11 protein-coding genes are annotated in these 13,158 nt (G+C 74.3%); 6 read left to right on the top strand and 5 right to left on the bottom strand.

The features are described 5' to 3' along the window. Nucleotides 1-254: 254 nt before the first annotated feature. Nucleotides 255-1,322 (bottom strand): mechanosensitive ion channel family protein, encoded by a 1,068-nt coding sequence (locus EDD93_RS17170; protein WP_123525969.1) that lies wholly within the window; start codon nucleotides 1,320-1,322, stop codon nucleotides 255-257. 354 nt (nucleotides 1,323-1,676) lie between these two features. Here EDD93_RS17170 and EDD93_RS17175 point away from each other — a divergent pair, with 354 nt between their 5' ends. After that, a complete protein-coding gene (locus EDD93_RS17175) occupies nucleotides 1,677-2,213 on the top strand; it encodes an HNH endonuclease (RefSeq protein ID WP_123471109.1) in 537 nt (178 codons plus the stop codon). 67 nt (nucleotides 2,214-2,280) lie between these two features. Here EDD93_RS17175 and EDD93_RS17180 read toward each other — a convergent pair whose 3' ends face one another. The 4 genes from EDD93_RS17180 to EDD93_RS17195 all read right to left on the bottom strand — a co-directional run bounded on the left by EDD93_RS17180 (nucleotide 2,281) and on the right by EDD93_RS17195 (nucleotide 8,058). After that, nucleotides 2,281-3,624 (bottom strand): FtsX-like permease family protein, encoded by a 1,344-nt coding sequence (locus tag EDD93_RS17180; RefSeq protein WP_123525970.1) that lies wholly within the window; start codon nucleotides 3,622-3,624, stop codon nucleotides 2,281-2,283. After that, nucleotides 3,614-4,351 carry an ABC transporter ATP-binding protein gene (locus EDD93_RS17185; protein ID WP_123525971.1) on the bottom strand — a complete coding sequence of 246 codons (738 nt, stop codon included), beginning with the start codon at nucleotides 4,349-4,351 and terminating at the stop codon, nucleotides 3,614-3,616. Before EDD93_RS17185 ends, EDD93_RS17180 begins: the two co-directional genes overlap by 11 nt. Continuing rightward, complete coding sequence (locus EDD93_RS17190; RefSeq protein WP_123525972.1) at nucleotides 4,348-4,905, bottom strand: PadR family transcriptional regulator; 558 nt, start codon at nucleotides 4,903-4,905, stop codon at nucleotides 4,348-4,350. Before EDD93_RS17190 ends, EDD93_RS17185 begins: the two co-directional genes overlap by 4 nt. Nucleotides 4,906-5,049: 144 nt before the next feature. Continuing rightward, nucleotides 5,050-8,058 carry a beta-N-acetylglucosaminidase domain-containing protein gene (locus tag EDD93_RS17195; RefSeq protein ID WP_123525973.1) on the bottom strand — a complete coding sequence of 1,003 codons (3,009 nt, stop codon included), beginning with the start codon at nucleotides 8,056-8,058 and terminating at the stop codon, nucleotides 5,050-5,052. Between the two features lie 311 nt (nucleotides 8,059-8,369). On the opposite strand from EDD93_RS17195, the gene EDD93_RS17200 reads away from it, so the two are divergent. From EDD93_RS17200 to EDD93_RS17220, 5 genes are all read left to right on the top strand, one after another. Beyond that, the gene (locus EDD93_RS17200; protein WP_123525974.1) at nucleotides 8,370-8,636 is read left to right on the top strand and encodes a hypothetical protein; all 267 of its coding nucleotides are present in this window, start codon (nucleotides 8,370-8,372) and stop codon (nucleotides 8,634-8,636) included. After that, a complete protein-coding gene (gene malQ / locus EDD93_RS17205; RefSeq protein WP_123525975.1) occupies nucleotides 8,637-10,817 on the top strand; it encodes a 4-alpha-glucanotransferase in 2,181 nt (726 codons plus the stop codon). Between the two features lie 20 nt (nucleotides 10,818-10,837). Further along, complete coding sequence (locus tag EDD93_RS17210) at nucleotides 10,838-11,068, top strand: hypothetical protein (RefSeq protein ID WP_123525976.1); 231 nt, start codon at nucleotides 10,838-10,840, stop codon at nucleotides 11,066-11,068. Between the two features lie 199 nt (nucleotides 11,069-11,267). Then, nucleotides 11,268-12,221: a DMT family transporter gene (locus EDD93_RS17215; RefSeq protein ID WP_398903949.1), complete on the top strand. Its 954-nt coding sequence runs from the start codon at nucleotides 11,268-11,270 to the stop codon at nucleotides 12,219-12,221. Further along, entirely contained in the window at nucleotides 12,218-13,138 is a 921-nt protein-coding gene (locus EDD93_RS17220; protein ID WP_123525978.1) for a LysR substrate-binding domain-containing protein, read from the top strand. Before EDD93_RS17215 ends, EDD93_RS17220 begins: the two co-directional genes overlap by 4 nt. The last annotated feature ends 20 nt before the right edge of the window (nucleotides 13,139-13,158 follow it).

Raw genomic sequence — 13,158 nt, forward strand, 5'->3', positions numbered from 1 at the left:
GTAGGGCGCACGTCACCTGGGCGTCAATGGTCTGCACCGCTGTGGCAACCAAAGCGTTACCTGGGCGGTGGCGGGCGACGCCCCCGGCGGTCCGGTGCCCCACCGGCACCCCGCCGGGGTGCATTCCCAACAGGGCAGCCGGTGAACCGATTTGGCCCGTATCCATCGCACGCGGGCCACCCGGCCGGGGAACGGCGGGGGGCGCCCCGCAGAACTCGCGGGGCGCCCCTGACCGTGCGGCGTGCGGCCGCCCGCTACTTGGAGATGTTCGGGGGCTGCACGATCGGGGTAGCCGCCAGCGACTGCGGCGAGGTGGCCGAGGCGTACGCCGAGGGGGCGGCCATCCCGGCCGTCGGGTCGGCGGCCGAGGCCTCGGCCGCCTGCGCCGGGATCTCGCCGATCATCCGGATGCCCGCCTCGTCGAAGGCGCGCTTGATCCGCCAGCGCAGCTCGCGCTCCACGCCCAGGGCCTGGCCCGGCATCGTCTTGGCGGTGACCCGGACCGTCATCGAGTCCAGCAGCACCGTGTCCAGGCCCAGGATCTCCACCGGACCCCACAGACGCTCGGTCCACGGGTCCTCCTTGGCCATCTGCTGGGCGGCCTCGGTGATGACCGTACCGACCTGTTCCAGGTCCTCGGTGGGGCGCACCATCACATCGACGCCCGCGGTGGACCAGCCCTGGCTGAGGTTGCCGATCCGCTTCACCTCGCCGTTGCGGACGTACCAGATCGCACCGTTGTCGCCGCGCAGCTTGGTCACCCGCAGGCCGACCTCGATGACCTCGCCGGAGGCGACGCCCGCGTCGATGGTGTCGCCGACGCCGTACTGGTCCTCCAGGATCATGAAGACGCCGGAGAGGAAGTCGGTGACCAGGTTGCGGGCACCGAAGCCGAGCGCCACCCCGGCGACCCCGGCGGAGGCCAGCAGCGGGGCCAGGTTGATCTGGAAGGCGCCCAGGATCATCAGGGCGGCGGTGCCGAGGATCAGGAACGAGGCCACCGAACGGAGTACCGAGCCGATCGCCTCCGAGCGCTGGCGGCGGCGCTCCGCGTTGACCAGCAGACCGCCCAGCGCCGTGCCCTCCACCGCCTGGGCGCTGCGGTTCATACGTTCGATGAGCTTGGTCAGAGCACGGCGGATCGCTATGCGCAACACGATCGCGATGGCGGCGATGAGCACGATCCGCAGACCGGTGTTCAGCCAGGTGGACCAGTTCTGCTCCACCCAGCCCGCGGCGTTGCCTGCCTGCTTGGCGGCTTCGTCCAGCGAGCCCCCGGGCTCGGGAGACTGTGCTGCGGCCAACAGGGCGGACAGGGGCACGGCGAAACCTCCAGGTGGGCGAGCGCTGACCAACCACACTAACGGGGCATCGGGCGTGCTCCGTTGCCGTGATCCGGGGGAGAGACGCGTCTCACCCGGGGATATGGAGCAGGTAAGGGACCCGGCCGGCAGTACCGCGTGTGGCCGATCGCACATCGGGCGCGGCGGTGGGCGGCAGGGCCCCGAAGCGCCTGTTCCGGTGCGTTCGTGTCGTACGGACGGTGCGGGCGGAGGAAAAACCCTTCCGGCCCGTTACCCGGCCGTGGTGGCGCTTTGACCAGGCAGGAGGGGAGACTGAGATCGGATCGTCCCGGCGCGAGCCACGCGCCGCCGGCGTACAAGGAGGCATCAACCGTGCCGCATGTCCTGGTTCTCAACGCGTCGTACGAGCCGCTCGGCGTCGTACCGCTCCGCCGCGCGCTCGTCCTCGTCCTGGAGAACAAGGCCATCTGCCTCGAGGAATCCGGCGCCTTCATGCACAGTGCCACCCGTGCCGTCCCGGCCCCCAGCGTCGTCCGCCTGAAGCGGTTCGTGCGCGTCCCCTACCGGGGGCCCGTCCCGCTGACCCGCCGGGCACTCTTCGCCAGGGACGGCGGGCGCTGCATGTACTGCGGCGCCGCCGCGACCAGCGTCGACCACGTCATCCCGCGCAGCCGGGGCGGACAGCACGCCTGGGAGAACGTGGTGGCGGCCTGCCGCCGCTGCAACCACGTCAAGGCCGACCGGCATCTGCCCGAGCTCGGCTGGCGGCTCCACCAGCCGCCCGCCCCGCCGACCGGGCTCGCCTGGCGGATCATCGGCACGGGCCACCGCGATCCGCGCTGGCTGCCCTATCTGCAGCCGTTCGGGGCGGACGACGCGATGGCCCGGATCGATGGCATCTCCGCCTGAGCGCCCTGCCCGACCTGTCGGCAACCCACCCCATGGCAGCCCTGCGACACCACCTAACGAAGCCCCACTAGGTGAACCGCAGCTCCGCGGGGTGCGCCATGCGCCGCAGCAGCGGCAGTGACGTCGCGGCGGCCAGCAGGCAGGCGGCGTACACCCCCACGGGCACCAGGAGCGGGAGCATCGACGGGAAGCTGTCCGGGGTGACGACGACGGCGTACGCGAGGTGCACCGTCATGCCGCCGACGCCCGCCAGCAGTGTCGCAGGGGCCAGCGGGAGCGCGGTCTCCAGCAAGAGGGCCCTGGTCAGCACCGCTCGCGGCACCCCGGCCGCGGCCTGGGCGGCCAGCCCCCTGCGGCGGGTGGCGAGGGACTCCGCGGCGCCCACGGCCAGCCCGCAGAGGCCGACGAACAGGGCGACCAGGACGGCGGCCCCGGTCAGGTCGAGACCGGTGGTGTAGAAGTCGAGGTCAGCGCTTGAGTAGCCGCCCCGCTCGCGCAGCGCGGCGAGTATGACCTCCCGGACTCCCACGAAGCCCGTGCCGACGACGGTCACCAGGAGCAGTGCGGCGTGGGCACGCGCTGCGGCCCACGGGTCCTCCCGCAGCCGGCTCGCGGCGATCAGCACCGCGGGGCTCCTCGCACCGGCCGTCAGGCGGCGGCCCATGAAGGCGGCCGAGGCCCCGGCTGCCCAGAGCGCGCCCGCCGAGAAGAGGAGCACCAGGAGGAGCACCAGCGGCGCGAACGTGTCGCCGCCGGAGCTGCCGTCCGAGCGCCGGAGGACGGCGGCCGCCGCGGCCACCCCGATGGCCGGGAGCGCGAACGCGAGGGACGTCCGCCGGTCCGGCCGGTGCCCCGTCCGGCGCAGCCGGCCGAGCGGTTCCGCGATCACCTTGCGCAGCGCGAACCCGCTCACCAGCGCGGCGACCGCCGGCACGGCAACCACGACCACCACGAAGCCCGCCCAGGCCCCGGGCGGCGGCGTACGGCCGGAGCCGGCGAGAACCGCGGCGAACACGGCGAAGCCGGCGACCGCGCCCACCAGGCACGCGGGAGCGGTCTCCAGGGCGGCGATGCGCCGCACCTGCCGGGGCGACGCCCCGGCGAGCCGCAGCGCCGCCATCCGCCGGTCCCGGTGGACGGCGCCGAGCCGGGCGCACTGGCCCAGGAAGCCGAAGACGGGGATGAGCAGGAGCAGGAGCGTGGCCACCACGCCGGTTCGCTGGCCGGGCTGGTTCAGCAGGCCGTGTCCGAACGCGATGGACGCCTGCCCCGAGACCGCGGACACCGTGACCGCCGCGAGTGCCAGGCCCGTGGCGAGCAGCGCGCCGGCCGCGGTGAGCGCGATCCGCCACCACTCGCGGCGGTCCGAACCGCGGGTCAGGGTCCAGGCGATGCGTGCGTCAGTCCTCATGGCGGGCCGCCTCCTGGATGGTGAACCGCGTCGCGGACGAGTGGACGGCCCCGTCGCGCAGCCACACCTCCCGGTCCGCGTACGCGGCGATCTGCGCGTCGTGCGTGATGAGCAGGACCGCGGTGCCGGACTCGCGGGAGGCGTGCACCAGAGCGGTCATCACCTGTTCGCCGGAGAGGGAGTCGAGGGCGCCGGTCGGCTCGTCCGCGAAGACGGCCTTCGGCCCGGTGATCAACGCCCGTGCCAGGGCGATCCGCTGGCTCTGCCCGCCGCTCAGCTCGCCGGGCCGCAGCTCGGCCTGGCCGCGTACGCCGAAGCGTTCCAGCCAGGAGTCCGCCTGCCGCCGCGCCTCGGCGCGGCCGGCTCCCGCGAGCAGGAGCGGCAGGGCCACGTTGTCGAGCGCGGTGAGTTCGGGGATCAGCTGCCCGAACTGGAACACCACGCCGAAGTCGGTACGCCGCAGCTCGCTGAGGCGCGCCTCGGACAGCTCGCCGAGGTGCTCCCCGGCGTAGGTGACCGTGCCTGCGTCGGGGCGGACGATGCCCGCGAGGCAGTGCAGCAGCGTGGACTTGCCGCTGCCGCTGGTACCGGTGACGGCGAGGATCTCACCGGCGTGGAGTTCGACCGAGGCGCCGCGCAGCGCCTCCGTGCGTCCGTACCGTTTCGTCAGGCCGGTGGCGGTGATCAGTGGGGCCGACGACGTGGGCCGGTCGGCTCGGGTACTCATGTCGGCTGGACCTCCGCGGTCAGAGTGGCGAGACGGGTCGCCGTGGTGGCCATCCACCGGACATCGGCGTCCAGGTGGTTCAGGGCGTAGTCGGCCGAGAGCACCGTGCTGAGGCCGGCCCCGGGGGTGGTCTTGAGCTTGGTCAGTTCGTGCATCCGCGCCATGTGGGCGGCGCGCTGGGCCTGGAGGTAGCCGGCCGCGTCAGCGGTGCGGTCACCACCGGCGGCCGCCGCGACGAGGATCGAGGTGACGACCTTGGCGAAGATCTCGTTCGTCACGAAGGGCGCGGGCGGCGCGGTCTCGCCCGCCCACCGGGCGAGTTCGCGTGCGCCTTCGTCCGTGGAGCGGTAGAGGGTGCGCTCGGGACCGCCGTCGGAATCGGTGCCCTCGACCGCCGCCAGTTCGTCCCGCACCAGGCGTTGCAGGGTCGTGTAGACCTGGCCGTACGCCAGGGGGCGGGCCTGCGGGAAGAGTTCGTCGTACCGCCGTTTCAGTTCGTAACCGTGGTTGGAACCCCCGGCAAGCAGCCCGAGGAGTACGTGACGGATGCTCATGGCGGCGACTATATACTCAATATATGTACTGAGTGAATAGTGGGACACGAGGCACCTCGGGAGGTGCTGCGGAGGGGGGTGTGCGGCGTGGACTCCCGGCCGCTCAGGGGGAGTTGCCCAGGGCGCGGCGCCCTGCGGGCGGAGCTACTCGGCCACGGCGTACGCCTGGACCGACCAGAGCGAGTAGCCGTACTCGGTGGCCCGTCCGTCGCCCTGGACCCGGATGAACCGGGTGTCCTTCTCGTCCATCCGGACCGCCTCGTGCCCGCCGCGGCCGTTGCGGACGGTGGCCGCGGTGCGCCAGGTGCGGCCGTCCGCCGAGACCTGTACGCGGTAGCCGGAGGCGTACGCGTCCTGCCAGTCCAGGACCACCTGTCCGACCCGGGCCGGGGCGGACAGCTCGGCCTGCCACCAGGCGTCGTCCTCGGCCGGGGACGACCAGCGGGTCTCCGGGGCGCCGTCCGACGCGGCGGCGGCGGGGAAGTCCGGGGTCTCGTCGCCCGAGGAGGAGGCGGTGGCCGTGCGCAGCAGATCGGGGCCCGCGGTGCGCGGGAAGGCCCGGACGGTCAGGGTGGTCTCCTCGGCGCCGAAGGAGAACGGCACCTCGTACTCGCCCGCCGGGGTGTCCGCGGGCACGGTGATCTCCACGGGCACGTCCGTGCGGGAGCCGCGCTGGACGGTCGTCTGCTTGGGAAGCCGCACCTTGATGCCCTTGGGGGCCTTCGCCTTGAGCGCGCCCTTCACCTCGGCCGGACGGCCGGGCGAGAGCCGCGCCTCGACCCGCTGCGGCCTGCCGCCGATCTCCGCGTCCGTCTCGCCGTGCGCGAGGTCGAGGCGGGCGGCGGGCTCGTCGCCGAACCACGGCACCAGCGAGCGCACCCGGGGTGCCGTCCCGGCGGACGGGGCCGCGCCCGCGAGCGGAGGGATGATCAGGGGCGGTGCGCCGGTGACCGACGGGGTGGCGGTCGGCCAGCTGATCCGGACCGCGTCGGCCCGCAGGCCCCGGCCCCCGGTCTGGGTCCAGCCGCTCGACGAGAGCGGGCCAAGGCTGTGCCAGCCCTCGCCGGGTACGTGCGCCTGGACCGTCGCGTCCGCCGGGGTGGCGCCGCCGCCCGGCACGGCCGTCGCGGTGACGGCCTCCAGCGGACGGACCCGGTCCAGACGGACCGTGTAACTGCCCTGCGCCTCGGTCACCGTGCCGTTGTCGCGGTCCGTCCCGGTCCAGGCGTCGGCCTCCTTGCGCGCCCGGTCCAGGAACGGGCCGAGTACCCCCTTGCCGACCGTCGCGCCGCTCGCCTTCACGGACCTGCTCACCGGCTCCAGGGCCAGCGACGCCCGCCAGGCGGCCGGCCCGTCCTCGCGGGCCTGGGCCTGGAGCAGATCGACGGCCAGCTCACCGGCCCTGCCGTACCGGGACAGCTGCTCGGTCCACGGCCGCACCTCGTCGTCGAGCCGCCCGTCGGCCAGTCCGGCCAGCCGCTGCGGGGTCTCGCGCATCACGGTGAACGCGGCACGCAGCCGGGTCGCCGCCTTGTCGCGCGCCCCGGCGTCCGTACCGCCGCGAGCCTTCCAGAACGCGGCGAGCAGCGGCTTCAGGTACGCCGACTCGTCGCCGCCCAGCACGGAGGCCGCGCTGTTCCCGGCCAGCGCGCGCAGCGCGTCCCGGCTGCCGGGGTCCGCGCCCGCGAGGTCGTCGATGGCCGCCTGCCAGGACTCCTGCGGCTGGTACCCCTTCGGGTTCCAGGCGAAGTCGGCGGCGGTGAACAGCGGGATCCGGGAGGCGGACGGCTGCTCCATGGCGTTGGCCAGCAGCGCCGCCGAGCCGATGGCGACCGCCGGGTCGCGGCCGGTGTACGGACCGAGGAAGATCCGGTCCTGCGCGTAGTCGTTGACCGGGTAGTTGTCCATCGTGACCAGCGGATGGCGGAACGTGGCGCGCGCACCGGCCAGTTCGCCGCCGGTGATGGTCCTGGGCACCACGCCGACGCCGGTCCAGGCGACCTGCACCCGGTCGTCGAGCTCCCTGGCGAGCGCCGTGCGGTAGTCGGTCGCCCCGTCCTGGTAGAACTCCGTCGGCATCATCGACAGCGGCTGCGAGCCCGGATGGCGGTCCGCGAGGTGCTGGGCGACCGCGCTCACGACGCGGGCCTGCGCCCTGGCCGCCGCCTCGGGACCGTCACCGAAGGCGTCGGCGTCGGCCGAGCAGTGCCATTCGCTGTAGCTGACGTCCTGGAACTGCACCTGGAAGGCCCGCACCCCCAGGGCCCACATCGCGTCGACCTTCCTGGTCAGCGCCTTCACATCGCGGTCCGACGAGAGGCACATCGACTGGCCGGGCGCCACGGCCCAGCCGAGCGTCACGTGTTCGGCCCCGGCCCGCTCGGCCAGCGCGCGGAAGTCGGCGCGCCGGTCGGCGGGGTACGGGTCGCGCCAGCGGGCCTGCCGGTAGGGGTCGTCGCCCGCCGCGTAGAGGTACCGGTTCTGCTTCGTGCGCCCCATGAAGCCGAGCTGGGACAGGCGTTCGGCCTGGGTCCAGGGCTGCCCGTAGAAGCCCTCGGTCATCCCGCGCACGGCACTGGAGGGCCAGTCGCGGACGGTGGCCCCGGCGACGGTGCCGCCCCGGATCAGCTGACGCAGGGTCTGCACCGCGTGGAACAGCCCGTCTTCGCCCAGGCCGTCCACGGCGACGGTGTCGCGGCCGGCGGCGTGGCCGGCCGCGATCCGGTAGCCGCCGGCGGGCAGATCGCCCCGGTCGGGGGCGCGCAGTGTGCGCAGTGCGTCCAGGGCCCCGTTGCCGCCGAACCTGATGACGGGGCCCCGCCCCGGCAGACTCTCGTGGACGGTCCGCACACCCGCGTCGCGCAGGACCTGGCGGAGCGCGGCGACGGCGTACGGGTCGGCCTGCGCATCGGCCACGAGCGTGACCTCGCCGGACAGGGGCACCGAGGAGCCGGAGGCCTTGATGCTCTGCGGCCGGGGCCACACGGCGGGCAGCGCGCCCTCGTCCGCGCGGTCGGGGGTGTCGGCGACGGATGTTCCGGGCGTTCCGGGCGGTACGGGAGCGGCGAAGGCGGCCGGGGCTCCGGTGGAGAGGAGTCCGCCGAGCACGGCCACCGCGACCGCCGCGGCCTGCTTCCTGCCCCTGAGCCGCATGCCCGTTCTCCCCTCGCTCCCACTGGTGGGCTCCGAGCCCACCACCCGCGCGCGAGGGTGTCAATGTGCGTGGTCGTTGTGGTGCAAATGCCCGGTGTGAAGGATGGGGCGGGGCGCGTGTGGCTGACGTCGCGTCACGCGAAAGACGGCGCCGAATGGCCGAAAACGACGGACGTCTTGCGGAGAACCGGCCTCCGGGGAACGGATTGTGACCCAGAGCACGTTGAACTCGTTGTCGTAACGCCTACGTCTGCGGACGCGTCCGCTGGGTAGGTCTGCTGTGTCCTGCTCTCCACGGCCAGGAGGCCACCATGCCCGCTGCCGCGCAGCTCCTGCTCTCCGCCCTGACCAAACAGGTGCCGGGACCCGCTCCGATGATCAGTGCGTGCCCCGCCACCGCCCCCGGCCCGCTCACCAGCGAGGCGCCGCTCGCCGACGCCATACCCCTGACCAGCGAGCCCCCGCTCGCCGACGCCACGCCCCTGACCAGTGAGCCCCCGCTCGCCGTCCTCGCCCCGCTGACCAGCGAACCGGCTTCGTCCGGCAGCGCTTGGGGCATGGAGTCCCCAGGAGTCTGAATGGGCCTGTCCCGGCTCGCCGCACTGCACGGCGTCGCCACCTCGTACTCCCCGTCCGCCGACGTCACGGTGGCCGTCCCCGACGGCACGGTCGTCGCGGTGCTCGCCGCGCTCGGTGTCGACGCGGCCACGCCCGAGGCGGTCCAGGAGGCGCTCGCCGCCGCCGAGTCCGCGGCCGGCTCCCGGCTGCTCCCGCCCACGATCGTGGTGTGGACCGGGGAGCCGCTGCCCCCGGCGCTGACCGCGCTGCCCCCGGGCACGGAGCTGACCGTCCGGCCCGAGGAGCCCGGCCCCGTCCGCCCGGCCCGGATGCGGACCCCCGCCGGGGATACGGTTCCGGCCGTTTCCCGCGCGCCCCGCCGAACGGGCGACGCGGCGCCCGGTGCGCCCGCGCCCGGCTGGTGGACCGAACCCCCGCCCGGGGTGCACCGGCTGACCGCCCTCGCGCCGGAGCGGCCCGCCGAGTCCTGCACGCTGATCGTCGCCCCGGCCCGCGTCCCGCAGCCGCCGCCCCGCAGCCACGGCTTCCTCGTACAGCTCTACTCGCTGCTCTCCGCCCGCTCCTGGGGCATGGGCGACCTCGGTGACCTCGCCGACCTCGCGTCCTGGTCCGGGCGTTGCCTCGGGACCGGCTTCGTCCAGGTGAACCCGCTGCACGCGGCGGTCCTGGGCACCCCCACCGACCCCTCGCCCTACCGCCCCTCCTCGCGGCGCTTCCCCGACCCCGTGCACCTGCGCGTCGAGTCGGTCCCGGAGTACGGGCACGCCTCCGACCGGGCCGCGCTCGACGAGCTGCGCCGCCGGGCCGCAGAGCTCAGCGACGGTGTGCTCAGCAAGGGCGCCCTGATCGACCGCGACGCCGTCTGGGAGCTCAAGCGCCAGGCCCTCGCCATCCTCGTCGACGTCCCCCTCACCCCCGGCCGCCGCGCCGACTACTGCGACTTCCTCGCCCGGCAGGGACCGGCCCTGGAGGACCACGCCCTGTGGTGCGCCCTGGCCGAGGTGCACGGCTCCGACTGGCACACCTGGCCGGCCGGCCTGCGCGACCCCCGCTCCCGGGAGACCGCCCGCGCCCGCGGCGAACTGCTCGACCGGGTCGACTTCCACTGCCGGCTCGCCTGGCTGACCGACACTCAGCTCGCCGAGGCCCAGCGCGCCGCCCGGGACGCCGGGATGGCCGTCGGGATCGTCCACGACCTCGCCGTCGGCGTGCACCCCGGCGGCGCCGACACCTGGGCCCAGCAGGACGCCTTCGCGCACGGCATGTCCGTCGGCGCGCCCCCGGACGCGTTCAACGCGCGCGGCCAGGACTGGGGGCTGCCGCCCTGGCGCCCCGACGCGCTGGCCGCCTCCGGCTACGCCCCGTTCCGGGGCCTGCTGCGCGGGATCCTCGGCCGGGCCGGCGCCCTGCGCATCGACCACGTGATGGGCCTGTTCCGGCTCTGGTGGGTGCCCGAGGGGCGTCCGCCGACCGAGGGCACCTACGTCAGCCAGGACGCCGAGGCGATGCTCGCCGTCCTCGTCCTGGAGGCCCACCGGGCGGGCGCCGTCGTCATGGGCGAGGACCTCGGCACCGTCGAACCCGGCGTCCGCGAGGCGCTCGCCCGACGGGGCGTCCTCGGCACCTCCGTCCTCTGGTTCGAACGGGACTGGTCGGGCACCGGCCGCCCGCTGGCCCCCGAGGAGTGGCGCGAGGACTGCCTGGCCACCGCCACCACCCACGACCTGCCCTCCACCGCCGCCCGGCTGACCGGCGACCATGTGACGCTGCGCCACCGCCTCGGCCTGCTCACCCGCCCCCTGGAGCAGGAGCGCACCGAGGACGGCGCCGACACCGCGGAGTGGCTCGGCCTGCTCTCCCGGCTCGGCCTGCTCCCCGAGGGCGGCGGTGACGAGGAGGCGGCCGTCCGCGCCGTCCACCGCTTCCTGCTGCGCACCCCGGCCCGGATGGCCGGGGTCTGGCTGCCCGACACGATCGGCGACCGCCGCCCGCAGAACCTGCCGGGCACCTGGGACGAGTACCCCAACTGGCGGCTGCCCATCGCCGATGCCGAGGGGCAGCCCGTCACCCTGGAGGAGCTGGCCGCCTCGCCCCGGCTGCACCGGCTGATGGAGGTGCTCAGCCCCCGTCAGGAGCCGCCTGGGACCCGTACGGCACCCCCGGGCGCGCGGCCCCGGTAGCCGTTCGCTACGTTTGCACCGTGGACAAGAAGAACGCTATGCGCGCCGGTGCCGTCGCCGCCGGAACGACGCTGATGATGCTGCTCATGACGTCCCCCGCGCTCGCGCTCACCCGCGACGACGGCGACGACCCGGGTCCCGGCCTGAGCGTGATCGACACGATCGGCCTGTTCGTGCTGGCCCCGCTGGTGCTGTTCGGGATCATCGCCGGCCTGGTCATGGTCCTCGACAAGTCCAAGAAGCAGGCCTGACACCAGGACTGAGCGGGCACACCGGGCCCGCTCGGCACCCATAGCTCCGCCCCAGGGCGTCCCGACGTGCGCAAGCGCGCCGGGGCGCCCTGTCGCGCGTCCGTGAGCCGTTCACTTCCGTCATCGTTAAGTTCTGCTTCAGGGAGTCATCGAAAGTATTCGATGGACCTGAATGCTCTGCCGGTGTGACGGTGGCCCCGTGACCGACGTCAAAGAGGTTCCCCCGAAAGCGGCAGGCCCGGCAGGAGCAGCCCGGTGGGCCTCCGGGACCGGGCTGCTGCTCGCCCTCGTCGCGACCGTCGTCTGGTCCGGCAGCTTCGTCTCCGCGCGCGCCCTGCACCACACCGTCCCGCCCGTCCAGGCGGCCTTCTGGCGCTGGATCGTCGCCGTCGCCGCGGTCGCACCCCTCGCGGCGCGGGAGACCTGGCGGCAGCGCGCGCTGATCCGCCGGCACCTGGGCTTCGTCACCCTCGCCGCGCTGCTCGGGATCACCGTCTACAACACCCTGGTCAACCAGGCGGGCATGTCCACATCGGCCGGCCAGATGGGCATGATCATGGCCGCGTCGCCGGTGGTGATGGCGGTGTACGAACGCCTCGGCGGCCGGCGGCTCGGCGGGCGGCGCATCGCCGGAATGGCCATCGCCTGCACCGGAGTTCTGCTGCTGGTCGGCAACGGCTCCCTGGCCCTGCACTTCGCCCCCGGCGACCTGTGGATGTTCGCCGCGATGCTCAGCTTCGCCTCGTACAGCGCGCTGCTGCGCCGCCGTCCGGCGGAGATCGGCCAACTGGCCTTCCTGCTCGCCACGTTCGTGCTGGGCGCGCTGATGCTGGCGCCGGCCTTCGCGGTCAGCGTCGCCGTCCAGGGCGGCTTCGAGCCGACGGCCGGCACCGTCGGGCCGCTGCTGTACGTCGGTGTCCTCTCGTCGGCGCTCGCGTTCTTCGCCTGGAACCGGGCCGTCGCGCTGATCGGCGCGACGCGCACCGGAATCGTCTACTACCTCCAGCCGGTCTGCGTGGCCGGGCTCTCCTTCGCCCTGCTGGGCGAGTCGACGGGGCCGGTCCAGATCCTCTGCCTGGTCCTGATCCTGGGCGGAGTGGCGCTGGGGGCGGGCCGGGTCCGGGAGCGGCCGGCGGCTAATGTGCGGACATGACCGAGTGGGACATCAAGAAGCTCCGGATCCTGCGGGTGCTGAGCGAACGCGGGACCGTCACGGCGACGGCCGAGGCGCTGCTGATGACCCCCTCCGCGGTGTCCCAGCAGCTGTCGAACCTGGGCCGGCAGCTCGGGGTGCCGCTGCTGGAGGCACAGGGCAGGCGGGTCCGGCTCACCGACGCCGCGTACCTCGTACTGCGCCACGCCGAGGTGGTGTTCGCCCAGCTGGAGCGCGCCGAGGCCGAGCTGACCGGATATCTGCGGGGAGAGGCGGGGGAGGTGCGGGTCGGCGCGTTCTCGACCGCGGTGCCCGCCCTCGTCGTACCGGCCGTCCAGCTGCTGGGCGCCGACGGCCGCCCCGGGCCCGGGGTGCGGGTGCGGGAGGCGGAGGCCGCAGAGGCGTACGAGCTCCTCGCGGCCGGTGACGTCGACCTCGCGCTCTCCCTCGCCGCGCACGCCCCCACGGCACGCGACACCCGGTTCGCCCTGCTGCCGCTGCTCGCGGACCCGCTCGACGTCGCCCTCCCCATCGGGCACCGGCTCGCCGGCGCCCCCGGACTCCGGCTGGCCGACCTCGCCGCCGAGCCGTGGATCTTCGGCGGCTCGGGCCCGTGGTCGGAGATCACCACCGCCGCCTGCGAGGCCGCCGGGTTCGTCCCGGAGCAGGCCCACAGCGCCTCCGGGTGGACCGCGATCCTGGCCATGGTGGAGGCCGGCATGGGCGTCGCGCTGATCCCCCGCATGGCGTCGGCGGAGCGCCGCAAGGGGGTGGCCCTGCGCGTCCTGGACGCCGATCTGCCCCGGCGCCACGTGGTGGCGGCGGTGCGGCAGGGGGCCGAGACCGGTCCGGCGGTGGCCCGGGTACTGGCCGCGCTCAAGGAGGTCAGCGCCGCGCGCGAAGCATCGTTCAGCTGAGCTGAATGAAATGTGCGAAA

It is taken from the genome of Streptomyces sp. 840.1 (assembly GCF_003751445.1).
In the GTDB taxonomy this organism is placed as follows: Bacteria; Actinomycetota; Actinomycetes; order Streptomycetales; family Streptomycetaceae; genus Streptomyces.

Excerpts from the sequence above, each read along its gene's own strand:
- EDD93_RS17180 (WP_123525970.1), bottom strand. The coding sequence starts at position 3,624 with ATGAGGACTGACGCACGCATCGCCTGGACCCTGACCCGCGGTTCGGAC.
- EDD93_RS17185 (WP_123525971.1), bottom strand. The coding sequence starts at position 4,351 with ATGAGTACCCGAGCCGACCGGCCCACGTCGTCGGCCCCACTGATCACC.
- EDD93_RS17190 (WP_123525972.1), bottom strand. The coding sequence starts at position 4,905 with ATGAGCATCCGTCACGTACTCCTCGGGCTGCTTGCCGGGGGTTCCAAC.
- EDD93_RS17195 (WP_123525973.1), bottom strand. The coding sequence starts at position 8,058 with ATGCGGCTCAGGGGCAGGAAGCAGGCCGCGGCGGTCGCGGTGGCCGTG.
- EDD93_RS17200 (WP_123525974.1), top strand. The coding sequence starts at position 8,370 with ATGCCCGCTGCCGCGCAGCTCCTGCTCTCCGCCCTGACCAAACAGGTG.
- malQ (WP_123525975.1), top strand. The coding sequence starts at position 8,637 with ATGGGCCTGTCCCGGCTCGCCGCACTGCACGGCGTCGCCACCTCGTAC.
- EDD93_RS17220 (WP_123525978.1), top strand. The coding sequence starts at position 12,218 with ATGACCGAGTGGGACATCAAGAAGCTCCGGATCCTGCGGGTGCTGAGC.